The sequence below is a fragment of the Streptomyces sp. YIM 121038 genome, assembly GCF_006088715.1.
GTDB lineage: Bacteria > Actinomycetota > Actinomycetes > Streptomycetales > Streptomycetaceae > Streptomyces.
In genome coordinates this window covers 7,030,585-7,050,949 of record NZ_CP030771.1, presented here as the reverse complement: position 1 = coordinate 7,050,949, position 20,365 = coordinate 7,030,585, and the positions used below count along the sequence as shown (strand labels likewise).

The following is a 20,365-nucleotide window of genomic DNA, read 5'->3' as shown; positions in this document are numbered from 1 at the left end:
GAGGCGGGCCATGAACAGCGAGGAGCTGCTTGCCTTCCTCTCGGCGGTGGGCCACGCGCAGCGGATCCGGATCATCAAGGAGCTCTCCGCGGGCCCCATGTACGTCAGTGAGCTGGCACGGCGCCTGGGCGTCTCCCGGCCCCTGCTCTATATGCACCTGGAGCGCCTGGAGAAGGCGGACCTCGTGCTCGGCAGGCTGGAACTCTCCGACGACGGCAAGGCCCTCAAGTACTTCGAACTCGCGCCGTTTGACGTGCGGTTGAACGTGGATACGATTCTTGCCGCGGCCCGGCAGGACGGGGCGAGCGAGGCCGGACAGCACTCACCCGAGGAGACGCCCCCATGAGCGACGCGATCATCCCGATCGCCTTCTTCCTGATACTCGCCGGAGCGATCGTCGCCGTAGCGCACTTCCAGACGCAGCGCAGCCGCGAGCGCGACCGCGAGTACGCGGCGGCGATGGAGGCCTACCGCCAGGCCCTGGACACCGCCCGGTCCGAGGCCGACGCCGTGCGCAACCAGCTCACCGAGCTGAACCTGCGGGTCGGGTCCATGGAGAGCATGCTGCGCTCCGTCGACTAGCGGCCCGCGGCGAGGGCGCGCGCACTCCGGCTCCGGCCCGCGTGCGAAAGCCGTTACCGTGGACTCTGCAAACGCACCCGGACACACCGGGCCGGTCGAGAGCGCCCCGCACCGCGAGCCGCTGGGCGGGATGCGCCGCCGCCGCGCAGGCGCGCCGAAAGAGAGTCATGAGTAGGGCATTTACGCAGGTCAAGTGGGCCGTGAGGAGCGCGGGGTAGCGACGTGCACATCGTCATCATGGGCTGCGGGAGAGTCGGTTCCGCTCTCGCGCAGACCCTGGAACAGCAGGGGCACACGGTCGCCGTGGTCGACCAGGACCCCACCGCCTTCCGCCGTCTGGGCTCCGGCTTCGGCGGCCGTCGCGTGACCGGGGTCGGCTTCGACCAGGACACCCTGCGCGAGGCAGGCATCGAGGACGCGGGTGCCTTCGCCGCCGTCTCCAGCGGCGACAACTCGAACATCATCGCCGCCCGGGTGGCCCGCGAGATGTTCGGCATCGAGAACGTCGCCGCCCGCATCTACGACCCCCGCCGCGCCGAGGTCTACCAGCGCCTGGGCATCCCCACGGTCGCCACGGTCCGCTGGACCGCCGACCAGATGCTGCGGCGGCTGCTGCCCTCCGGCGCCGAGCCGCTGTGGCGCGACCCCACCGGCGGCGTCCAGCTCGCCGAGGTGCACGCCTCCGCCTCCTGGATCGGCCACAAGATCAGCCGCCTGCAGGAGGAGACCGGCGTGCGCGTCGCCTTCCTCACCCGGCTCGGCGAGGCGGTCCTGCCGACCTCGCAGACGGTCCTGCAGGAGGGCGACCTGGTGCACGTGATGATGCGCACCGACGAGGTCGAGAAGGTCGAGGCGGCATTCGCCGAGGGCCCCGAGGAAGGCGGTCACTGATGAGGGTCGCCATTGCCGGAGCGGGCGCGGTGGGCCGTTCCATCGCCGGTGAGCTCCTGGAGAACGGGCACGAGGTGCTGCTCGTCGACAAGGCGCCGACGGCCATCTCCGTCGAGCGCGTCCCGCAGGCCGAGTGGCTGCTCGCCGACGCCTGCGAGATCACCTCCCTGGACGAGGCGGCGCTCCAGCGCTGCAACGTGGTCATCGCCGCGACGGGCGACGACAAGGTGAACCTGGTCGTCTCGCTCCTCGCCAAGACCGAGTACGGCGTCCCGCGCGTCGTCGCCCGCGTCAACAACCCCAAGAACGAGTGGCTCTTCAACGAGTCCTGGGGCGTCGACGTCGCGGTGTCCACGCCGCGTCTGATGTCCGCGCTCGTCGAGGAGGCGGTGAGCGTCGGCGACCTGGTGCGCCTGCTGCGCTTCAGCCACGGCGACGCGAACCTGGTCGAGCTGACGCTGCCGCCGGAGTCCGCCTTCGCGGGCACCCGGGTCGGCGACGTCCAGTGGCCCGAGGACACCTCGCTCGTCACCATCATCCGGGGCACGCGCGTCCTCACGCCGACCCCCGACGACTCGCTCGAAGCGGGTGACGAGCTGCTCTTCGTGGCCGCCCAGGCGCGCGAGGAGCAGCTGGAGGACCTGCTGTCGGCGCGCAACTAGAGCCGTAAGGCTTTGTACGCAGGTGGGGGGTGCCCGGAAGGTTCGGGCACCCCCCACCTGCGTTTTCCCCGCCCACCCGCCCCTGAAGGGGCGGGTGGGCGGGGAGAGTCAGGCCTGGCGCTGCTGCTGCTCGGCGGCTGCCTTGCGCTCGGCCTCGGCCCGCTCCTCGGCTTCCATCTCCGCGAAAACATCAATGGGCGGCGGGGCCTTCGCCAGGAAGATCCAGGTGAAGTACACCGCGAGGACCATCGGCGGCAGCTTGAGGGCGATCAGGACCCAGCCGAGCTGCTCGGTGTCCCCCCACCAGTACAGCGGGAAGAGGATCGCGTACTTCGCGAGGAAGATCAGGCCCCAGGCCAGGGACGCCTTGGTGTACGCCTTCTTGCGGCCCGGGTTGCGGGTGCGCCAGGAGAGGTTCTCCCGGAAGACCGGCCCGAGCAGCAGGCCGAGCAGTGGGAAGCCCACGAGCGCCGACAGGAAGAAGGCGGCGCCGAGGCCGGTGCCGTAGATCATCCCGGGCAGATAGAAGTCCTTGGCGTTGCCCGTGAACATGGCGAAGGCGACGCCGAACGCGACGCCGAAGACGCCGCTGAACGCATGCTTGACCGTGTCCCGACGGACCAGCCGGACCACGACCAGGAGCAGCGCGACGCCGAGCGCGGCGATCGCCGAGCTGTGCAGGTCCTTGTTGATCGTGTAGATCAACACGAACAGCAGGCCCGGGACCATCGTCTCGACCGTGCCGCGGATGCCGCCGAAGGCGTCGAAGAGCGCGGCCTGCGTCAGAGCCCTGGTGTCCGTGTCCTGGGGGCTCGCGCCCGCCAGGCCCTGGTCGGTCGGCTTGTCGACTGACGTCACCGGCTACTCCCGTCCGAGCGGTCTGAGTTCGTACTTGGGGTTGAAGAGCACTCTGCGGCCGCGGTCTATGGATATCCGCCCCGAGGCGATCAGGCGGCGGCCCGGCTCGATGCCGACGATGGAACGTCTGCCGAGCCACACCACGTCCACCGCGGCGGAGCCGTCGAACAGCTCCGCCTCCAGGGCGGGCACACCGGCCCGTGGCCGCAGGGTGACCGTGCGCAACGTACCAGTGACCGTGACGATCTGGCGGTCGTGGCAGTCGCCGATGCGGGTGCAGCCGGCCGTCTCGGCGTCCTCGCGCAGTTCCTGGGAGTCCAAGTCCTGCTGGGAGGACGACAGCCGGTCGAGCATGCGCCGGAAGCGGCCGGCGGGCCTGTCGGATCCAGGAACAGCACTCATACCCCGAGCCTACCGGTGCTCCCCGACACCCCCGCAACGCCGGTGCGCGGCCCCCGGCAGGTCACCGCTCGAAGCGGTAGCCCATCCCGGGCTCCGTGATGAAGTGCCGGGGGTGCGCCGGGTCCGTCTCCAGCTTGCGCCGCAGCTGGGCCATGTAGACCCGCAGGTAGTTCGTCTCCGTGCCGTACGAGGGCCCCCAGACCTCCTGGAGGAGCTGTTTCTGGCTGACGAGACGGCCCGCGTTGCGTACGAGGACCTCCAGGAGGTGCCACTCGGTGGGGGTCAGGCGCACGTCGCGCCCGCCCCGGTTGACCTTCTTGGCGGCCAGGTCGACCGTGAAGTCCTCGGTCTCGATCGTGACGTCGTCCTCACCCGCCCCGGTGGGCTCGGCCCGCCGCACGGCGGCCCGCAGCCGGGCCAGGAGCTCGTCCATGCCGAAGGGCTTGGTCACGTAGTCGTCGGCGCCCGCGTCCAGGGCCTCGACCTTCTCGTCGGAGCTGTGCCGGGCGGAGAGCACCAGGATCGGCACCCGCGTCCAGCCGCGCAGCCCCTTGATCACCTCCACCCCGTCCATGTCGGGCAGACCGAGGTCGAGCACGATCACGTCGGGGTGGCGGGCGGCGGCGAGCTGGAGGGCGGTCGCGCCGTCCGGTGCCGCGTCCACGTCGTACTTGCGCGCCTTCAGGTTGATCACGAGGGCGCGTACGATCTGCGGCTCGTCGTCGACCACGAGCACCCGGGTCATTCCTACCTGCCTTTCGGGCTTGTCAGCGCCGCTCGTGCGGCTGGTTGTGCCCCGTGCGCGGCCGGCGGTGGCGGTCACGAGGTCATCTGGGCGGAGAGGTCGGGCACGACGGGCGGCCGGCCGCCCGCCACCTTCAGCGTCAGCACCATCGTGAGGCCACCGCCGGGGGTGTCCTCGGCGTTGAGGGTGCCCTCCATGGATTCCACGAAGCCGCGGGCGACGGCGAGGCCGAGGCCCACGCCACTGCCGCGTGGAGCGTCACCGTAACGCTGGAACGGCTCGAAGATGCGCTCCTTGGCGTCATCGGGGACGCCGGGGCCCCGGTCCACGACGCGCAGCTGCACCTGGTCCCCGAGGGCGCTCGCCGACACCAGGACCGGCGTGTCCTCGGGCGCGTACTTGACGGCGTTCTCCACGACGTTGGCGACGGCGCGCTCCAGGAGGCCCTTGTCGACGGCGACCATCGGCAGGTCCTCGGGGACGTCGAGGTCCACGCTGCCGTCGGGCACGCCCCCGAGCGCCATCGGCACCACCTCGTCGAGGTCGATCTCGCGGATCAGGGGGGCGACGGTGCCGGTCTGGAGGCGGGACATGTCCAGGAGGTTGCCGACGAGGTGGTCGAGCCGGTCGGCGCCCGCCTCGATGCCTTCGAGCAGCTCGGCCCGGTCCTCCTCGGACCACTCCACGTCCTCGGAGCGCAGGCTGGACACCGACGCCTTGATCCCGGCGAGGGGGGTGCGCAGATCGTGGCTGACGGCGGCGAGCAGGGCGGTGCGGATGCGGTTGCCCTCGGCGAGGGTGCGCGCCCGGTCGGCCTCGGACTGCAGGCGCTGGCGGTCGAGGACCACCGCGGCCTGCGCGGCGAACGCGGCGAGCACGCGGCGGTCCTCCGCGGGCAGCACCCGGCCCGACAGGGCGAGCGCCATGTGGTCGCCCACGGGCACGTCCACGTCGGCGTCCTCGGGGCGGCCCACGTGCGCGCCGCTGCCGACGCTGCCCGCGCAGGTCCAGGGCGCCGTGTCGTTCTCGCGCTCCAGGAGGGCCACGGCCTCCATCGCGAAGGTCTCCCGCATGGTCTCCAGGAGCGCCGCGAGGCTGTTCTCGCCGCGCAGCACGCTGCCCGCGAGGTGGGAGAGGATCTCCGACTCGGCGCGCAGGCGGGCGGCCTGGTGGGTGCGGCGGGCCGCGAGGTCGACCACGGACGCCACGGACACCGCGACGGACACGAAGACGCAGATCGCCACGATGTTCTTGGCGTCGGAGATCGTCCACTGGTGCAGCGGCGGCGCGAAGAAGTAGTTGAGCAGCAGGGACCCGAAGGCCGCCGAGGCGAGGGCCGGGAGCATGCCGCCGAGCAGCGCCGCCGCGACCGTGAGGGTCAGGAACAGCAGCATGTCGTTGGCGAGGCCGAGGTCGACGTCGATGTGCGTCAGGAGCAGGGTGAGCAGCGCGGGCCCCACGACGCCGGCGAGCCAGCCCCAGATGAGCCGGGAGCGGCCGAGCCGGGCACCGCGCGCCACGGGAAGGCCGCGCCCCTTGGCGACCTCGCTGTGCGTGACGATGTGGACGTCCAGGTCGGGCCCGGAGTCACGGGCCACGGTGGCGCCGACGCCGGGCCCGAACACGTACTGCCAGGCCTTGCGGCGCGAGGAGCCGAGGACGATCTGGGTGGCGTTGACGCCCCGGGCGAAGTCGAGCAGCGCGGCGGGGATGTCGTCGCCGATGACGTGGTGGAACGTTCCTCCCAGGTCTTCGACCAGGGTGCGCTGGACGGCGAGCTCCTTGGGCGAGGCCGCGGTCAGGCCGTCGCTGCGGGCGATGTAGACCGCGAGGATCTCGCTGCCGGAGCCCTTGGCGGCCATGCGGGAGGCGCGCCGGATGAGCGTGCGGCCCTCGGGGCCGCCGGTGAGGCCGACGACGATGCGCTCACGGGCCTGCCAGGTCGAGCGGATGTTGTGCTCGCCCCGGTACTGCTGGAGGTACTCGTCGACCCGGTCGGCCACCCACAGCAGCGCCAGCTCCCGCAGCGCCGTCAGATTGCCCGGCCGGAAGTAGTTCGACAGGGCCGCGTCGACCTTGTCCGCCTTGTAGATGTTGCCGTGCGCCATCCGCCGCCGCAGCGCCTGCGGCGACATGTCCACCAGCTCGATCTGGTCCGCGCGCCGCACCACCTCGTCCGGCACCGTCTCGCGCTGACGCACCCCCGTGATCGACTCCACCACGTCACCCAGCGACTCCAGGTGCTGGATGTTCACCGTCGATATGACGTCGATGCCCCCTTCGAGGAGCTCCTCGACGTCCTGCCAGCGCTTGGCGTTGCGCGAGCCCGGCACGTTCGTGTGGGCCAGCTCGTCCACGAGCGCCACGGCCGGGGCCCGGCGCAGCACGGCGTCCACGTCCATCTCGGTGAAGGCCGCGCCCCGGTACTCCAGCTCCTTGCGCCGTACGACCTCCAGGCCGTGCAGCATCACTTCCGTGCGCGGCCGCCCGTGATGCTCGACGAACGCCACCACGCAGTCCGTGCCGCGCTCGACACGGCGGTGGGCCTCGGACAGCATCGCGTACGTCTTGCCGACACCCGGTGCCGCACCGAGGTAGATCCGAAGCTTGCCGCGTGCCATGGCCCCATTGTCTTCCTGAAACTGCTGTGTACGCAGCGTCGACCCTACGGCCAACAATCGCGGTAAAACGGACGAGGCGGGCGTTCCTGAGGGTCCTTGACGCAACCCTGATGCGCCCGGCGCCGCGCAGGCCTGTGGGCCCCCGGACACGCCGGGGGCCCACAGGCCGGGGTGGTGTCAGCCCTTGGCGGCGGCCAGGTGCTTCAGGGCGATGTTGAGCTTCAGGACGTTCACCCGGGGCTCCCCCATGAAGCCGAGGACGCGGCCGTCGGTGTGGTCGTCGACCAGCTTCTCGACGGCCTTGACGTCCAGGTGGTTCCTCGCGGCGACCCGGTGCGCCTGGAGGTCGGCGTACGCCGGTGAGATGTGCGGGTCCAGGCCCGAGGCGGAGGAGGTGACGGCGTCCGCGGGGACGTCCGCCGGGCCGACCTTGAAGTCGGCCGTCGAGTTGTCCTTGACGACGGCGTCCTTGGCGGCCTTCACCTGGGCGCAGAGCCCGTCGGCGGCCTTGGGGTCGCAGACCTGCCTGCCGTCCTTGTCCTTGACGGACCCGGAGTCGCCCGAGAGGTTGGTCGCGCCGGACAGGAGCAGCTTGTACCGGGTGTTCACGCTGTTGCTGCCGAGGCCGTTGGAGGGCCGGGGCTGGAACCACTTCAGGTCCGGCTCGGGCGTCTCCTGGCCCTTCTTCAGGGGCAGGTCGTAGCGCTGGCCGATGAGCGCGGAGCCGACGACCTCGCCGCCGTCCTTGACCTCGGAGCCGTTGGCCTTGTTGGGGAAGACGGCCTGGGCGACGCCGGTGACGACGAGCGGGTAGATCACGCCGCAGACCACGGTGAGGACGAGCACGGCCCGCAGGCCCGCGCCCAGCAACCGGGCGGTGTTTCCGACGGAGTTATTCATGCCAAGTCACCCAATGCCGGGGATGAGGGAGAGGAGCAGGTCGATGACCTTGATGCCGATGAACGGCGCGACCAGACCGCCGAGACCGTAGATCCCGAGGTTGCGCCGCAGCATCCGGTCGGCGCTCATGGGCCGGTACTGCACGCCCTTCAGGGCCAGCGGCACCAGGGCCACGATGATCAGCGCGTTGAAGATGACGGCCGACAGGATCGCGGACTTGGGGCTGGACAGATCCATGATGTTGAGCTTGTCCAGGCCCGGGTAGACCACCGCGAACATCGCCGGGATGATCGCGAAGTACTTCGCCACGTCGTTGGCGATCGAGAAGGTCGTCAGGGCGCCGCGCGTGATGAGCAGCTGCTTGCCGATCTCCACGATCTCGATGAGCTTGGTCGGGTTGGAGTCCAGGTCCACCATGTTCCCGGCCTCCTTGGCGGCCGAGGTGCCGGTGTTCATGGCCACGCCGACGTCGGCCTGCGCGAGCGCGGGCGCGTCGTTCGTGCCGTCACCCGTCATCGCCACGAGCTTGCCGCCGGCCTGCTCGCGCTTGATGAGCGCCATCTTGTCCTCGGGCGTGGCCTCCGCGAGGAAGTCGTCCACGCCCGCCTCGTCGGCGATCGCCTTGGCCGTCAGCGGGTTGTCACCCGTGATCATGACGGTCTTGATGCCCATGCGGCGCAGTTCGTCGAACCGCTCCCGCATGCCCTCCTTGACGACGTCCTTGAGGTGGATGACGCCGAGCACGCGGGCGCCCTCGGTGTCCTCGATCGCCACGAGGAGCGGGGTGCCGCCCGCCTGCGAGATCGTGTCGGTGAGCTCCTGGGCCTCGTCGGAGACGGTGCCGCCGCGCTCGCGGACCCAGGCGACGACCGAGCCGGTCGCGCCCTTGCGGACCTTGCGCCCGTCCACGTCCACGCCCGACATCCGGGTCTGGGCGGTGAAGGCGATCCACTCGGCGCCGGTCAGCTCGCCCTGGTGGCGCTCGCGCAGCCCGTACTTCTCCTTGGCGAGGACGACGATGGAGCGGCCCTCGGGCGTCTCGTCGGCCAGCGAGGAGAGCTGCGCGGCGTCGGCGACCTCGGCCTCGGTGGTGCCCCGCACCGGCACGAACTCGGCGGCCTGGCGGTTGCCGAGCGTGATGGTGCCGGTCTTGTCGAGCAGCAGCGTGGAGACGTCACCGGCGGCCTCGACGGCCCGCCCGGACATGGCGAGGACGTTGCGCTGGACCAGGCGGTCCATGCCCGCGATGCCGATCGCGGAGAGCAGGGCGCCGATGGTCGTCGGGATGAGGCAGACCAGGAGCGCGCAGAGCACGATCATGGACTGCTCGGCACCGGCGTACACGGCGAACGGCTGGAGCGTGACGACCGCGAGCAGGAAGACGATGGTCAGCGAGGCGAGCAGGATGTTCAGGGCGATCTCGTTGGGCGTCTTCTGCCGGGCCGCGCCCTCGACCAGGTTGATCATCCGGTCGATGAAGGTCTCGCCGGGCTTGGTCGTGATCTTGATGACGACGCGGTCGGAGAGGACCTTCGTACCGCCGGTGACCGCGGACCGGTCGCCGCCGGACTCGCGGATGACGGGCGCCGACTCACCGGTGATCGCCGACTCGTCGACGCTCGCCACACCTTCGACGACGTCACCGTCGCCGGGGATGATGTCGCCCGCCTCGCAGACGACCAGGTCACCGACCTTCAAGTCGGTGCCGGGCACCTGCTCCTCGCTCCTGCCGTCGGCGGACAGGCGCCGGGCGACCGTGTCGGTCTTGGCCTTGCGCAGCGTGTCGGCCTGGGCCTTGCCGCGGCCCTCGGCGACCGCCTCCGCCAGATTGGCGAAGACCGTGGTCAGCCACAGCCACGCGGCGATCGTCCAGCCGAACCAGTCGCCCGGGTCCTTGAAGGCGAGCACGGTGGTCAGCACCGAGCCGATCAGGACCACGAACATCACGGGCGACTTGACCATCACGCGCGGATCGAGCTTCCGCAGGGCGTCCGGGAAGGACTTCAGGAGCTGGGCCGGGTCGAAGAGACCGCCGCCGACCTTGCCGTCGTCCGGCTTGTGGCCGGTCGGCACGTCCTGGTGCGGCGCGCGCGTGGGAGTAGCGGTGGTCATGGAGCTGCGCTCCTCTTGCTTCCTGGTGTGGGTGGTCATGACGCGAGACCCTCGGCGAGCGGCCCGAGCGCGAGCGCCGGGAAGTACGTCAGACCAGTGATGATCATGATGGTGCCGACGAGCAGGCCCGTGAACAGCGGCTTCTCGGTGCGCAGGGTGCCCGCAGTCTTCGGGATCGGCCGCTGCTCGGCGAGGGATCCGGCGAGCGCGAGCACGAACACCATCGGCAGGAACCGGCCGAGGAGCATCGCGAGACCGATCGTGGTGTTGAACCACTGCGTGTCCGCGTTCAGGCCCGCGAAGGCCGAACCGTTGTTGTTGGCGCCGGAGGTGAAGGCGTACAGGATCTCCGAGAAGCCGTGGGCGCCGCTGTTGGTCATCGAGTTCTTCGGCGTGTCCATCGCCATCGAGGCGCCGGTGAAGCCGAGGACGAGCGCGGGCGTGACGAGGATGTAGCAGGCCGCGAGCTTGATCTCGCGGGTGCCGAGCTTCTTGCCCAAGTACTCGGGGGTGCGGCCGACCATCAGACCGGCGAGGAAGACCGCGATGATCGCCATGACGAGCATGCCGTAGAGGCCGGACCCGACGCCGCCGGGTGCGATCTCGCCGAGCTGCATGCCCAGCATCGTGATCCCGCCGCCGAAGCCGGTGTACGAGGAGTGGAAGGAGTTCACCGCGCCGGTGGAGGTGAGCGTGGTGGCCACCGCGAAGATCGACGAGCCGCCGACGCCGAACCGCGTCTCCTTGCCCTCCATCGCCCCGCCCGCGAGGTCGAACGCCGGTCCGCCGTGGTGGAACTCGGTCCACATCATCAGCGCGGTGAAGCCGAGCCAGATCGTCGCCATCGTGGCGAGGATCGCGTAGCCCTGCCGGAGCGAGCCGACCATCCGGCCGAAGGTCCGGGTCAGGGCGAACGGGATCACCAGGATCAGGAAGATCTCGAAGAGGTTCGAGATCGGGTTCGGGTTCTCGAAGGGGTGGGAGGAGTTGGCGTTGAAGTAGCCGCCGCCGTTGGTGCCCAGCTCCTTGATGACCTCCTGGGAGGCGACCGCGCCGCCGTTCCACTGCTGCTCGCCGCCCAGGAACTGGCCGACCCCGTGGATGCCGGAGAAGTTCTGGATCGCGCCGCAGGCGACCAGGACGAGCGCGCCGATCACGGAGATCGGGATCAGGATGCGGACGACGCCGCGCACCAGGTCGGCCCAGAAGTTGCCGAGCTCACCGGTGCGCGAGCGGGAGAAGCCGCGCACCAGGGCCACGGCGACGGCGATGCCGACGGCCGCGGAGACGAAGTTCTGCACCGCGAGACCGGCGGTCTGCACGACGTGGCCCATGGCCTGCTCGCCGTAGTACGACTGCCAGTTGGTGTTGGCGACGAAGGACGCGGCGGTGTTGAACGCCTGGTCCGGGTCGATCGCCTTGAAGCCGAGCGAGCCGGGCAGCGAGCCCTGGATCCGCTGGAGCAGGTACAGGAAGAGCAGGCTCGCCAGGGAGAAGGAGAGCACGCCGCGCAGATAGGCGGGCCAGCGCATCTGGGTGCCGGGGTGGGCGCCGATGCCCTTGTAGATCCACTTCTCGACGCGCAGATGCTTGTCGGAGGAGTAGACGCCGGCCATGTAGTCGCCGAGCGGACGGTACGCGAGGGCCAGCGCGGCCACGAGCGCGAGGAGCTGGAGCACGCCAGCGAGAACGGGACTCATGTCGGGGCTCAGAACCTCTCCGGGAACACGAGGGCGAGGACGAGATAACCGAGCAGGGCGACGGCCACGACGAGGCCGACGATGTTTTCGGCGGTCACAGCTTCGCCACCCCCTTGGCGACGAGAGCCACCAGCGCGAAGACCGCGATCGTGGTGACGACGAAGGCCACGTCGGCCATCGTGTGCTCCTAGATGAGATTCGGAATTGCTGACAACCCGAGGAAACCGCCTCAATGGCGAATTCCGATCGCCGTTGACGTCTCCCTAGCGGCCATTGGCGCGGCGTTGACGAATCTCTTACGGCGCTGCGTTCAACCAGTTCACACGCGTATACGCCAAGGGGCCGCACTCCCGATTCGGGGATGCCGTTGGCGAATTCGGGGCTCTGCGTGACGTCGGCCTTCAAGACCTGGTTGTGGTCTTGAAGGCCGACGTTGTCGTATGGGGTGGGTGTCGATGTCGATGCGTCCGATCGGAGATGGGGAGATCCCCGCGGAGACGGTGCGGGTGGCCCAGGCGGCGTTCCCGAAGGGCAGTCTGGCGATCCGGTTGCGGGATGAGCTGGGGGTGCTGTTCCGGGACGAGCAGTTCGCGGATCTGTTCCCGTCCCGGGGCAAGCCGGCCTGGTCCCCGGGCCGGCTCGCGCTGGTGTCGGTACTCCAGTTCGCCGAGGGGCTGCCCGATCGGCAGGCGGCCCTGGCGGTGCGGGCCCGGATCGACTGGAAATACGCCCTGGGCCTGGAGCTTACCGACCCGGGCTTCGACTACTCCGTACTCAGCGAGTTCCGCACCCGGCTGGTCGAGGCGGAAGCGGGGCAGCAGGTCTTCGACCACGTCCTGGAGTCCGCCCGGAAGGCGGGAATGCTGAAGGCGCCAGGCAGGGCCCGCACCGACTCCACCCACGTACTGGCCGCGATCCGGTCGCTGAACCGGCTGGAGTTCGTCATCGAGACCCTGCGCGCTGCGCTCAACGCACTCGCCGCTGCGGCCCCCAACTGGCTGTCCGCCCACGCTGATCCGGCCTGGTTCGACCGGTATGCCACCCGGCCGGAGGACTACTGGCTGCCCTCCGGCAAGGCCAAGCGGACCGAGTTGGCCGAGCAGACCGGCCGGGACGGCATGCGCCTGCTGGCCGACGTGCACGCCGCCGGGGCGCCCGTGTGGCTGCGCGAGCTGCCCGCCGTCCAGATCCTGCGCCGGGCCTGGGTTCAGCAGTACGTGTTCGATACGGAGGGCGAGGTGCGATGGCGGGACCCAAAAGAGTGCCCGCCGGGTGCTCTTCGCCTGGTCAGCCCCTATGACACCGACGCTCGCGCGAGTGTGAAGCGGGATATCAAGTGGGACGGTTTCAAGGTCCATTTGACCGAGACCTGCGATGCGGACACGTCTCACCTGATCACGAACGTGCTGACGCAGGACGCTACCGTCCAGGACAGCACGGCCACCAACCTGGTCCACGACGCCCTCGCCGCCAGGGACCTTCTGCCCGGCGAGCATCTACTGGACGCTGGCTACATCGACGGACCCCGCATCGTCACCGCCGATCGTCAGTACGGCATCACCCTGACCGGCCCCATCCGCGGCAACACCACTGCCCAGGCCAGCGGCCCCTACAGCCAGAGCGCCTTCGCCATCGACTGGCAGAGCCAGACCGTGACCTGCCCGAACGGCAAGAACGCCACCCAATGGCGGGACAAGATCTCCGATCGTGGCGCCCCCATCATCATCGTCCGGTTCTCACCCGCTGACTGCCGCACTTGCCCCGCGCGCCCCGAGTGCGTGAGCTCACCCCGAGCCGCGAGAAGGGAAATCACCCTGCGGCCCCGGGCCGAACACGAGGCGATCCAACAGGCCCGTGCAGCCCAGGGCACTCCCGAGTGGCGGGAACGCTACGCGGCCCGCAACGGCATCGAGGGCACCCTCTCCCACGCTGTTCACACCGCCGGTCTGCGCCGGTGCCGCTACCGCGGACTCGCCAGAACCCGCCTCCAGCACCAGCTCACCGCAACCGCGATCAACCTTGCCCGCCTCGACGCCCACCTCACCGGAACACCCCTGGCCCGGACCCGCACCAGCCACTTCGCACGACTTCGCCCCGCCGACCAAACGATCGACGGGGCGAAGTAGCAGGACCCCGAATTCGCCAACGGCATCCCCGATTCGGGAGTGCGGCCCCTTGGCTCGCACTGCTTTACGTCAGCTTCACGTCAGCTCTCGTGCCGGTGACGACGGCCCTTTCCGGCCCGCGTCGCCGTCAGCGCACCTCGGTGATCTCCGGCCCCCGGGCCAGCTGGCCCATGCCGCCCGAGAAGCGGGAGGCCTCCTGGTCCTCCTGCTGAACGCCTTCCGCGACCATCTGCGCGTCGTCGGGCAGCTTGAGGACGATCGGGTCCCGCGGGGCCATCGGGCCCTCGCCGCGGACGACGACCGTGTCCCGGAAGATCTGCTCGAGCAGACCCGCGGCCTGCGGCTGCACCGCGCCCTGCCCGGAGATCACTCCGCGCAGGAACCAGCGCGGGCCGTCCACGCCGACGAACCTGACGACCTGGAAGCCGCCCGTGCCGTCCGGCAGCTGCACCGGCACCTGCGCCCGCAGCTCCCAGCCGAGCGGCCCCTCGACCTCGTCGATGACACCGCCCTGCTGGGTGATGCCGGAGGCGATCTCCTCGCGGACCTCGCCCCAGATGCCCTCCCGCTTGGGAGCGGCGAAGGCCTGCAGCTGGACGGCGCTGTCCTGGAGCACGACGGTGGCCGCGACGATCGCGTCACCGGCGACCTCCACGCGCAGCTCCATGCCCTCGACCCCCGGCACGAACAGACCGCCGAGGTCCACCCGGCCCTCGCCGGGGTCGCGGACCTCGGAGTCGTCCCAGGGACCGTCCGGGCGCGGCTCCGGCTCCAGTCGCACGCGCTGGGGCGCGGCGTCCTCGGACTCCGCGTCCTTGGTGCCGTCGACGACCTGCTCGGCCTCGCCCGCCGCGTCCTCGGCGGCACCGCTCTTCTTGCGACGTCCGAACACGTCACTGTCCTTCCCGGTCGGATACGGCCGATGCGTATCGATTCCCACCCGTTTGTTCGCCCGGGCTGACGCCCACGGCGGCGTGACCGCCGGTCGACCCGAAGCCCCCCTCGGCCCGCGCCGAGCCGGGAAGTTCCGCCACCTCCTGGAAGCGCACCTTCTCGACCTGCTGGACGACCAGTTGGGCGATCCGGTCGAAGCGCTCGAACCGCACGCTGTCGCGCGGGTCGAGATTCACCACGATCACCTTGATCTCCCCACGGTACCCGGCATCAATCGTCCCTGGGGCATTCACCATGGCGACACCGCAGCGGGCGGCGAGACCGGACCGGGGGTGCACGAAGGCCGCGTACCCCTCGGGCAGGGCGATGGAAACCCCCGTCGGCAGCACCGCCCGCTCTCCGGGCGCGAGTTCGCACGGCTCGGTCGTCCGCAGATCGGCGCCGGCGTCACCGGGCATCGCGTACGCCGGCAGCGGTACGTCGGGGTCGACGCGCCTGATCAGCACGTCCAGGGGGGCACGGTCGGTCACGGGTTCACCTCGAAGGCGCGGGCGCGCCGGATCTGGTCCGGGTCGTTCATGGCCGCCCGGATCTCCTGCGGACGGCCGTTGTCGATGAAGTGGTCCACCTTCACCTCGATGAAGAGGGCGTCGGCGCGGACGGCGAGCGGGCCCTCGGGCCCGCCTATGCGCCCCCGCGCCCGCGAGTAGATCTTCCGTCCGGCGACGGCGACGACCTCGGCCTCCAGGTGCAGCACCGTGCCGACCGGCACCGGCCGCACGAAGTCCGTCTCCAGGCGCCCGGTCACGGCGATCACCCGCAGCAGCCAGTTCAGGGAGCCGAGGGTCTCGTCGAGCGCGGTGGCGAGCACGCCGCCGTGGGCGAGACCGGGCGCACCCTGGTGCGCCTCGCGCACGGTGAACTCGGCGGTGACGGTGACGCCCTCACCGGCGCGCGCCGCGAGGTGCAGCCCGTGGGCCTGACCCTCGCCGCAGCCGAAGCACTGCGCGTAGTGCGCGCCGATCAGCTCCCCGGGCGCGGGCGCGTCGGGGTGCCGCACGGGGGGTATGGCGTCGGCCGGGGGCCGCAGGGCCGCAGTTGTACCACTCACAGGCGCAGACCTTACCTCCGCGTCAGCGGCGGTCGCGCACCATGCCAAGCTTGGCTTCATGCAGCCTTACGAAGAACGCCTGACCGCGCCCCGTTCGTGGTGGTTCGTCTCGGTGCTCGTCGGCATCGCGGCGGGTCTGATCGCGCTCCCGTTCGGCACCCTGCCGTTCCTGGGCGGCCTGGTCGCCGGCACGGCGCTCGCGGCGGTGCTCACCAGCTCGTACGGCTCGGTGCGCATCCGGGTCGTGGCGGGCTTCCTGGTCGCGGGCGACGCCAAGATCCCGCTGGCGGCCCTCGGCCCCGCCCAGGCCCTGGACGCGGCTGAAGCGCGCGCCTGGCGGACCCACAAGGCGGACCCGCGCGCGTTCATGGTCCTGCGCAGCTACATCCCGACGGCCCTGCGCGTGGAGATCGCGGACCCCGAGGACCCGACCCCGTACGTGTACGTGTCGACGCGGAATCCGCAGGCGCTGGCGAAGGCCCTGGGGGCGGTCACGGCGTCGTAGCCCGCCGCCCGGCGCCGGGGCTCAGGACTCCAGTTCCTTGGGGCCGGTGAGCGGCGGCAGCTCCCCCAGGGCGTCCCAGGGCACCTGGGTGCGCCGCAGGTCGGCGCGGACGCGCTCGGCGAGCTTCTTGGTGTCGCGGCGGTTCATGAACGCCCCGACCGCGGCTCCCACCATGAACGGCATCAGGTTCGGCAGGTTCCGCACCATGCGCTTCATGATCTGCTGGCGCAGCTCACGCTTCAGCTGGCCGCCGAGCGCCGCGTTCACCGACGCGGGCTTGGCCACGTCGATCCCGCGCTCCTCGGTCCACGACCGCAGGTACTCGGTGCTGCGCTGCTTGAGGTTGCCGGGCGGGCGCCGTCCGTACACCTCGTGCAGCTCGGCGATGAGCTTCAGCTCGATCGCGGCCACACCGGTGATCTCGGCGGCGAGCTCCGCGGGCATGGCCGGCGGCACCGGCAGCATGGCGGCGGCGCCGACGCCGGCGCCCACCGTGGAGGTGGCGTTCGCCGCGCCCGTGATGAGTTTGTCCGCGAGCCGGTCGGGGCCGAGGCCCGGGAACTGCTTGCGGAGGGTGGCCAGGTCCCGGACGGGGACCCGGGGGGCGTTCTCGATGATCCGGTCGGCCAGATAGCCGATGCCGGCCTTGGCTCCGCGGCCACCGCGGAGCGCCCCGTTCTTCAAGCCGTTCGCGACGGCGGCGAAACGCTTGCCCTTGGTCGCAGGGCCCTCGTCTCCCGCCGTCGTCGCGGTGTCCACGGCTTCGACGGCCTGGTGCGGCGACGAAACCGCCGCCTCGTGCACGAGCGCGGGAACCGCCTCGTACGCCGTCTCAGCGCCGTTCTGCGCCCTGCCTGGGCCCTGGTGGCCGACGGAGTCGGCCGGGGCCGCTCCCGGCGCGTCGGCGGGCCTGAGCGAGGCCTCAGGGCCCCGCTCGGCGTCCGTCTCGCCGGTGGGCGCGGCTGCGTCCGCTTCGTGGTCGCCGAAGCGGTTCTTCCCGGGCGGGGTCGAGCCTGTCACGGCCGACCCCGCCTCAGTCGCAGTCGCGGCAGATCGGCTGACCGTTCTTCTCCCGGGCCAGCTGGCTGCGGTGGTGCACCAGGAAGCAGCTCATGCAGGTGAATTCGTCCTGCTGCTTGGGGAGCACGCGCACGGCGAGCTCCTCGTTGGACAGGTCCGCTCCGGGCAGCTCGAGGCCTTCGGCGGCCTCGAACTCGTCGACGTCGACGGCCGAGGAGGACTTGTCGTTCCTCCGGGCCTTCAGCTCTTCAAGGCTGTCCGAGTCGACGTCGTCGTCGGTCTTGCGTGGGGTGTCGTAGTCCGTTGCCATGTCGCTCTCCCCCTCTGGGTGTCTGCGGTGTCTCAGCGCACGTAACGCGTGAGAGGCCGGACTTGTGCCCGACCTGAGGCGGAGATTTTGCCTCACATCAAGGTCTGTTACTCAATCGACACCCAACCGCACCCCTGAAGAGGTGATCGGTTTGGATGGCGATCGGGACCGTACACGGTCCGAATGTCGCACTTCACGGGCGCCACCCCGTGTACTTCCCGTGATCAAGACCCTCGAAAACCCGGATTTTCCCGGCTTTCCGACGACTTTCGCGGTCACGGAGAGTGGATGGCCAGAAATTCGCTCCTGTGATCGATCACACACGAAATTGGCAGGATCAGATCCTGAAAATTCCGCTCAAAGCGAACGTCCGGCATGGTCACGCGGCAGCATCTCAGATCGGCAGGGTGACGCGCATCACGAGCCCACCCCCCTCACGAGGCTCCGCGATGATACGGCCCCCGTGGGCGCGCGCCACCGACCGGGCGATGGACAGGCCGAGACCCACCCCCTTGTCGCTGCCGGTGCGCTCCGTGCGGAGCCTGCGGAACGGCTCGAAGAGGTTGTCGATCTCGTACGCGGGCACCACGGGTCCGGTGTTCGTCACCACGAGCACGGCCTGGCCGTGCTGGGCCTCCGTGGTGACCTCGACCCAGCCCGCCTCCTTCACGTTGTACCGGACGGCGTTCTGGACGAGGTTCAGGGCGATGCGCTCGAGCAGGACGCCGTTGCCCTGCACGATCGCGAGGCCGCGCTCGCCGCGGATCTCGACGCCCTTGGCCTCGGCCTCGGCGCGCGCCTGGTCGACGGCGCGGTTGGCGACCTCGGCGAGGTCCACGGGCTTGCGCTCGACGATCTGGTTGTCGCTGCGGGCCAGCAGCAGCAGGCCCTCCACGAGCTGCTCACTGCGCTCGTTGGTGGCGAGGAGGGTCTTGCCGAGCTGGTGGAGCTCGGGTGGCGCGCCCGGATCGGAGAGCTGCACTTCGAGGAGCGTGCGGTTGATCGCGAGCGGGGTGCGCAGCTCGTGCGAGGCGTTGCCGACGAAGCGCTGCTGGGCCGTGAAGGCGCGCTCCAGGCGGTCCAGCATCTCGTCGAAGGTGTCGGAGAGCTCTTTCAACTCGTCGTCGGGGCCGTCCAGTTCGATGCGGCGCTTGAGGTCCGTGCCCGCCACGCGGCGCGCGGTACGGGTGATGCGGCCGAGCGGCGACAGGACGCGGCCCGCCATCGCGTACCCGAAGGCGAAGGCGATCACGGCGAGGCCGAGCAGGGCGAGCAGCGAGCGGCTCAGGAGGTTGTCCAGGGCGTGCTGGCGCTGTTCGTTCACGCACGCGTTCATCGCGGCGTTGAACTCCTCCGGCGAGGCGCGGCTCGGCAGGTCGCAGACCTTGCTCTCCACCCGGCCCGAGACGATCTTGAAGGGCAGCTCGCTGCCCACGTTCAGCGCCTGCGCGGCGAGCAGGTAGATGATCGAGAGCAGCAGGATGCCCGCGATCAGGAACATGCCGCCGTACAGGAGCGTGAGCCTTATGCGGATGGTGGGACGCAGCCACGGGAAGGGCGGTTCGACCTTCCGGGGGTCCCACGTCGGCTTGGGGGGCGCCGCTGGCGGCGCCGGTGTCGCGGCCACCGGAGATCAGATCCGGTAGCCCGAGCCGGGCACCGTGACGATGACGGCGGGCTCGCCGAGCTTGCGGCGCAGGGTCATGACCGTGACGCGGACGACGTTCGTGAACGGGTCCGTGTTCTCGTCCCAGGCCTTCTCCAGGAGCTGCTCGGCGGAGACCACGGCGCCCTCGCTGCGCATCAGGACCTCCAGGACGGCGAACTCCTTCGGCGCGAGCTGGATCTCGCGGCCCTCGCGGAACACCTCGCGGCGGTTCGGGTCGAGCTTGATGCCTGCACGCTCCAGGACGGGCGGCAGCGGCACGCTGGTGCGCCGGCCCAGGGCGCGCACGCGGGCCGTCAGCTCGCTGAACGCGAACGGCTTGGGCAGATAGTCGTCCGCACCGATCTCCAGGCCCTCGACGCGGTCGCTGACGTCGCCGGAGGCGGTGAGCATCAGGACGCGCGTCGGCATGCCGAGCTCGACGATCTTGCGGCAGACGTCGTCGCCGTGCACGACCGGGAGGTCGCGGTCCAGGACGACCACGTCGTAGTCGTTCACGCCGATGCGCTCCAGGGCGGCCGCACCGTCGTACACGACGTCGACGGCCATGGCCTCCCGGCGCAGTCCGGTGGCCACCGCATCGGCGAGCAGCTGCTCGTCCTCGACGACGAGTACGCGCACGTCGCTGTCCTTCCTCTGTGCCCGGCCCCGGTTCTCCCGTGGGCGAGGGCAGGTCTGATCTGGGGGTGAGACCTCCATCCTGCCCCTTTCGGCCATAAACCGGCTGTAAGACGGCCGGTGCCCCTGGGAACACGGGAATTTCTCGGACTTCCGCCCGTGTTTGAGGTTTCCGTGAGGAAGGCCGGGGGGAGGACGGCCTTACACCCCGCGATCACGCTTCGTATGTGATGTGCCACGGCGCGCTCCACGCAGCGTCATCGGACGTGATCGCCGCTTCTCGGGCACACCCCCGTGCCACCGACCCACACGACTCAGCCGAGGGGGCGCAACCATGGACGCATTCACCGCAGGTCTCCTGCAGCGCATAAAGACCACGGAATCCGACCTCGCGCAGGCCCGCGAGACGGGCGACGACTTCCTGGCCGAGGTCGAGCTGGCCGAGCTGGAAGACCTCCACCGCCTGGCCGCCGAGCACGGCGTGGAGGTCGCCGTCCCGTCCTCCTGACCGGCCGGCACGTCCTGCGTCAGGGCCCCGGCACGCCGCGTCCGCGGGGTGCCGGGGCCCTGACGTGTGTTCTGGAGCCGTGCGGGCCGCCGGGGGCCCTGGGGCCCGTCCCGCGGGCCGACGCCGCGCCGCCC

22 protein-coding genes are annotated in these 20,365 nt (G+C 70.5%); 7 read left to right on the top strand and 15 right to left on the bottom strand.

Going from position 1 to position 20,365, the window contains the following annotated elements; all coding sequences use genetic code 11:
* Nucleotides 1-10 precede the first annotated feature (10 nt).
* The 4 genes from C9F11_RS30420 (at nt 11) to C9F11_RS30405 (ending at nt 2,135) form a co-directional block, all read left to right on the top strand.
* Nucleotides 11-346 carry a winged helix-turn-helix domain-containing protein gene (locus C9F11_RS30420; protein ID WP_138962256.1) on the top strand — a complete coding sequence of 112 codons (336 nt, stop codon included), beginning with the start codon at nt 11-13 and terminating at the stop codon, nt 344-346.
* Entirely contained in the window at nt 343-582 is a 240-nt protein-coding gene (locus C9F11_RS30415; protein WP_138962255.1) for a hypothetical protein, read from the top strand. The genes C9F11_RS30420 and C9F11_RS30415 overlap by 4 nt, the downstream gene beginning before the upstream one ends.
* A gap of 222 nt (nt 583-804) precedes the next feature.
* Nucleotides 805-1,473 carry a TrkA family potassium uptake protein gene (locus C9F11_RS30410; RefSeq protein ID WP_030682402.1) on the top strand — a complete coding sequence of 223 codons (669 nt, stop codon included), beginning with the start codon at nt 805-807 and terminating at the stop codon, nt 1,471-1,473.
* Nucleotides 1,473-2,135 (top strand): TrkA family potassium uptake protein, encoded by a 663-nt coding sequence (locus tag C9F11_RS30405; RefSeq protein WP_138962254.1) that lies wholly within the window; start codon nt 1,473-1,475, stop codon nt 2,133-2,135. The genes C9F11_RS30410 and C9F11_RS30405 overlap by 1 nt, the downstream gene beginning before the upstream one ends.
* Nucleotides 2,136-2,243: 108 nt before the next feature.
* On the opposite strand, the gene C9F11_RS30400 is transcribed toward C9F11_RS30405, so the two are convergent.
* The 8 genes from C9F11_RS30400 to kdpF all read right to left on the bottom strand — a co-directional run bounded on the left by C9F11_RS30400 (nt 2,244) and on the right by kdpF (nt 11,571).
* Entirely contained in the window at nt 2,244-2,993 is a 750-nt protein-coding gene (locus C9F11_RS30400; protein ID WP_138962253.1) for a DUF3159 domain-containing protein, read from the bottom strand.
* Nucleotides 2,994-2,996: 3 nt separating this feature from the next.
* Nucleotides 2,997-3,395, bottom strand: coding sequence for an OB-fold nucleic acid binding domain-containing protein (locus C9F11_RS30395; protein ID WP_138962252.1), 399 nt, complete (start codon nt 3,393-3,395; stop codon nt 2,997-2,999).
* A 61-nt stretch (nt 3,396-3,456) separates the two neighbouring features.
* A complete protein-coding gene (locus tag C9F11_RS30390; RefSeq protein ID WP_138962251.1) occupies nt 3,457-4,140 on the bottom strand; it encodes a response regulator in 684 nt (227 codons plus the stop codon).
* Between the two features lie 74 nt (nt 4,141-4,214).
* Nucleotides 4,215-6,761, bottom strand: coding sequence for a sensor histidine kinase KdpD (locus C9F11_RS30385; RefSeq protein WP_138962250.1), 2,547 nt, complete (start codon nt 6,759-6,761; stop codon nt 4,215-4,217).
* Between the two features lie 177 nt (nt 6,762-6,938).
* Nucleotides 6,939-7,661: a potassium-transporting ATPase subunit C gene (locus C9F11_RS30380; RefSeq protein WP_138962249.1), complete on the bottom strand. Its 723-nt coding sequence runs from the start codon at nt 7,659-7,661 to the stop codon at nt 6,939-6,941.
* Nucleotides 7,662-7,667: 6 nt separating this feature from the next.
* Entirely contained in the window at nt 7,668-9,812 is a 2,145-nt protein-coding gene (kdpB, locus tag C9F11_RS30375; RefSeq protein ID WP_138962248.1) for a potassium-transporting ATPase subunit KdpB, read from the bottom strand.
* Nucleotides 9,809-11,473, bottom strand: coding sequence for a potassium-transporting ATPase subunit KdpA (gene kdpA / locus C9F11_RS30370; protein ID WP_138962247.1), 1,665 nt, complete (start codon nt 11,471-11,473; stop codon nt 9,809-9,811). The genes kdpB and kdpA overlap by 4 nt, the downstream gene beginning before the upstream one ends.
* A gap of 8 nt (nt 11,474-11,481) precedes the next feature.
* Nucleotides 11,482-11,571: a K(+)-transporting ATPase subunit F gene (gene kdpF / locus C9F11_RS30365; protein WP_033264828.1), complete on the bottom strand. Its 90-nt coding sequence runs from the start codon at nt 11,569-11,571 to the stop codon at nt 11,482-11,484.
* Between the two features lie 357 nt (nt 11,572-11,928).
* Between kdpF and C9F11_RS30360 the strand changes: the two genes are divergently transcribed.
* Nucleotides 11,929-13,599 carry an IS1182 family transposase gene (locus tag C9F11_RS30360; RefSeq protein WP_138958190.1) on the top strand — a complete coding sequence of 557 codons (1,671 nt, stop codon included), beginning with the start codon at nt 11,929-11,931 and terminating at the stop codon, nt 13,597-13,599.
* Nucleotides 13,600-13,726: 127 nt separating this feature from the next.
* On the opposite strand, the gene C9F11_RS30355 is transcribed toward C9F11_RS30360, so the two are convergent.
* Genes C9F11_RS30355 through C9F11_RS30345 form a run of 3 tightly spaced genes read right to left on the bottom strand, consistent with a single transcriptional unit; the run spans nt 13,727 to nt 15,604 of the window.
* Nucleotides 13,727-14,491, bottom strand: a complete 765-nt coding sequence (locus C9F11_RS30355) for a DUF3710 domain-containing protein (RefSeq protein WP_138962246.1) — start codon at nt 14,489-14,491, stop codon at nt 13,727-13,729.
* Between the two features lies 1 nt (nt 14,492).
* Nucleotides 14,493-15,023 (bottom strand): dUTP diphosphatase, encoded by a 531-nt coding sequence (gene dut, locus C9F11_RS30350; protein WP_269078100.1) that lies wholly within the window; start codon nt 15,021-15,023, stop codon nt 14,493-14,495.
* Nucleotides 15,020-15,604, bottom strand: coding sequence for a PaaI family thioesterase (locus C9F11_RS30345; protein WP_138962245.1), 585 nt, complete (start codon nt 15,602-15,604; stop codon nt 15,020-15,022). Before C9F11_RS30345 ends, dut begins: the two co-directional genes overlap by 4 nt.
* A gap of 58 nt (nt 15,605-15,662) precedes the next feature.
* Here C9F11_RS30345 and C9F11_RS30340 point away from each other — a divergent pair, with 58 nt between their 5' ends.
* Nucleotides 15,663-16,109: a DUF3093 domain-containing protein gene (locus C9F11_RS30340; protein ID WP_138962244.1), complete on the top strand. Its 447-nt coding sequence runs from the start codon at nt 15,663-15,665 to the stop codon at nt 16,107-16,109.
* Between the two features lie 21 nt (nt 16,110-16,130).
* Here C9F11_RS30340 and C9F11_RS30335 read toward each other — a convergent pair whose 3' ends face one another.
* The 4 genes from C9F11_RS30335 to C9F11_RS30320 all read right to left on the bottom strand — a co-directional run bounded on the left by C9F11_RS30335 (nt 16,131) and on the right by C9F11_RS30320 (nt 19,726).
* A complete protein-coding gene (locus C9F11_RS30335; RefSeq protein WP_138962243.1) occupies nt 16,131-17,129 on the bottom strand; it encodes a hypothetical protein in 999 nt (332 codons plus the stop codon).
* A 13-nt stretch (nt 17,130-17,142) separates the two neighbouring features.
* The gene (locus C9F11_RS30330) at nt 17,143-17,439 is read right to left on the bottom strand and encodes a DUF4193 domain-containing protein (RefSeq protein WP_030680288.1); all 297 of its coding nucleotides are present in this window, start codon (nt 17,437-17,439) and stop codon (nt 17,143-17,145) included.
* A gap of 394 nt (nt 17,440-17,833) precedes the next feature.
* Nucleotides 17,834-19,066: a HAMP domain-containing sensor histidine kinase gene (locus tag C9F11_RS30325; protein ID WP_138962242.1), complete on the bottom strand. Its 1,233-nt coding sequence runs from the start codon at nt 19,064-19,066 to the stop codon at nt 17,834-17,836.
* 6 nt (nt 19,067-19,072) lie between these two features.
* Nucleotides 19,073-19,726: a response regulator transcription factor gene (locus C9F11_RS30320; protein ID WP_138962241.1), complete on the bottom strand. Its 654-nt coding sequence runs from the start codon at nt 19,724-19,726 to the stop codon at nt 19,073-19,075.
* A gap of 331 nt (nt 19,727-20,057) precedes the next feature.
* On the opposite strand from C9F11_RS30320, the gene C9F11_RS47560 reads away from it, so the two are divergent.
* Entirely contained in the window at nt 20,058-20,231 is a 174-nt protein-coding gene (locus C9F11_RS47560) for a hypothetical protein (protein WP_171075874.1), read from the top strand.
* Nucleotides 20,232-20,365: the final 134 nt, after the last annotated feature.

Coding starts and splice junctions, on each gene's coding strand:
- C9F11_RS30380 (WP_138962249.1), bottom strand. CDS start 7,661: ATGAATAACTCCGTCGGAAACACCGCCCGGTTGCTGGGCGCGGGCCTG.
- C9F11_RS30395 (WP_138962252.1), bottom strand. CDS start 3,395: ATGAGTGCTGTTCCTGGATCCGACAGGCCCGCCGGCCGCTTCCGGCGC.
- C9F11_RS30385 (WP_138962250.1), bottom strand. CDS start 6,761: ATGGCACGCGGCAAGCTTCGGATCTACCTCGGTGCGGCACCGGGTGTC.
- C9F11_RS47560 (WP_171075874.1), top strand. CDS start 20,058: ATGGACGCATTCACCGCAGGTCTCCTGCAGCGCATAAAGACCACGGAA.
- kdpA (WP_138962247.1), bottom strand. CDS start 11,473: ATGAGTCCCGTTCTCGCTGGCGTGCTCCAGCTCCTCGCGCTCGTGGCC.
- kdpB (WP_138962248.1), bottom strand. CDS start 9,812: ATGACCACCCACACCAGGAAGCAAGAGGAGCGCAGCTCCATGACCACC.
- C9F11_RS30420 (WP_138962256.1), top strand. CDS start 11: ATGAACAGCGAGGAGCTGCTTGCCTTCCTCTCGGCGGTGGGCCACGCG.
- C9F11_RS30340 (WP_138962244.1), top strand. CDS start 15,663: ATGCAGCCTTACGAAGAACGCCTGACCGCGCCCCGTTCGTGGTGGTTC.
- C9F11_RS30360 (WP_138958190.1), top strand. CDS start 11,929: ATGTCGATGCGTCCGATCGGAGATGGGGAGATCCCCGCGGAGACGGTG.
- C9F11_RS30330 (WP_030680288.1), bottom strand. CDS start 17,439: ATGGCAACGGACTACGACACCCCACGCAAGACCGACGACGACGTCGAC.
- C9F11_RS30415 (WP_138962255.1), top strand. CDS start 343: ATGAGCGACGCGATCATCCCGATCGCCTTCTTCCTGATACTCGCCGGA.
- C9F11_RS30390 (WP_138962251.1), bottom strand. CDS start 4,140: ATGACCCGGGTGCTCGTGGTCGACGACGAGCCGCAGATCGTACGCGCC.
- C9F11_RS30405 (WP_138962254.1), top strand. CDS start 1,473: ATGAGGGTCGCCATTGCCGGAGCGGGCGCGGTGGGCCGTTCCATCGCC.